Annotated in this window: 1 protein-coding gene; it reads right to left on the reverse strand. The window is 60.9% G+C overall.

Going from position 1 to position 1,516, the window contains the following annotated elements; translation table 11 throughout:
* Nucleotides 1-855: restriction endonuclease (locus A8G15_RS24095; protein ID WP_245687979.1), on the reverse strand; the 855-nt coding region annotated here is incomplete at its 3' end.
* Between the last annotated feature and the right edge of the window lie 661 nt (nucleotides 856-1,516).

Here is a 1,516-nt window from a genome sequence, read left to right on the forward strand (position 1 = left end):
GGAAATCCCGGGAGGGATCACGATTTCTTTCGGTTCGGTGGTTACGGGAAAACCCAGATCGCTGGTGTTCGCGACCGCGGCATCCGGCTCGGCGACCGTCTCGTCGGAACACACTGCCAGGAAGTCGAACGGGCGGGTGGTGTGCGCAGTCCATTCCCGTAGCGTTTGAGCCAATAATGACAGCGAAGGCAGCAGAACCAGCGTGCGTTCTGCGGCGATCTTCTCGTTGATGAATAGTGCGGTCAGGGTCTTTCCTGTACCGCACGCCATGATCAATTGGCCGCGGTCGTGTTGGTCGAAACTCTCGACCACCTTGTTGATGGCTTCTTGTTGGTGCGATCGCGGCTGGTTCGGTACGGGTTGCGGGACCCTCAGGTCGGAAAGCGAGCGGGGCCACTCCACGTCGGCGTTGTCAAGATCACCGCGAAGAAGGACGCCGACCTGTTTCTCCTGAGCCTCGAGCGTCCGTCGGGCGGTGTTCCCGATTAGATCGGTCGTCGCGATCAGCAATCGAAAACTGAACTCGGGCCGTGCTGACTCGGACAGGAAGGTGTCTATGTCGCGTTTGGTGATCGAGCTGGTGGGAGCATAGGCCTTGGTTTGGATCGCCCATAGGTGCCCGGAACGGTCCTCGGCAACGAGGTCGATCCCTGCGTCGGCTCCCCACCGCAGAGGCCAGTCTTTCCAGAGCCACACGTGTCGCAGTTCGTGTGCGTAGACCGGATCATGCTTCAGGAACCATTGGCAGATGCGCTCGAACTGCCTTCCCCGCTGAACTGGACCAGGGTCCAGTTGTTTCAACAGATCACCGAGTGTTGCCAGAGTGTGGAGCATCAGTTTCTGCTCTCCGGACATGCCGCGGGAGTGGGCCGAATACGAGGAAATCCAATCGAAGGGCAACCCCTCCGACGACCTACCGGAGTAGGAAACTCCCGAAGCATCCGCGCATCCTTTCCGCCCTCGACTGTGGCGGCATCGAGTGGCCAGTGTGCAGTCGCAGCAGCTGTATCAAGCTGAAGTTAGCACTACGACCATACACGAAGATCCGGGAGAATCCACGAAAGACCTTGTGTCACAAGATATATGCTGCACGCAGCTTGCATCTTTTCGGATTGGCCGAAGTGTTGACGGCACTGGTCCTGGTGCGTGCGGCCGTCTTCGTACCAACGGAGTCGATCTCACCTCGCGGAGCAGATAGGGCGCGGCGTCGACCCACTCCTGCTGGGATGGGAGCAGGTAGACGATCATGGCGTCGACCAGACGCCGCAAGCGGATATGGGGATCCCACGGCCGGAATCCTTCGACTTGCCCACCGCGACAGCGCGTCGTCACGATGGGGCCTTGGATCAGGTCGGGGGCGACAGCGCCGATGGCCGGGGGTCCCTCGTAGGCCGGTCGGCCATCGGAGGGGGTCGACCGTGCCACCCCGAGTTGTGTCATCGATGCGACCAGTTGCGCTGCCCCGGCGACCCCGAATCGGGTGACCCACAGATCCAGCAGGAGTAGTGCCCCATAG

Origin of the sequence: Rhodococcus phenolicus, assembly GCF_001646785.1 — a bacterium.
In the GTDB taxonomy this organism is placed as follows: domain Bacteria; phylum Actinomycetota; class Actinomycetes; order Mycobacteriales; family Mycobacteriaceae; genus Rhodococcus; species Rhodococcus phenolicus.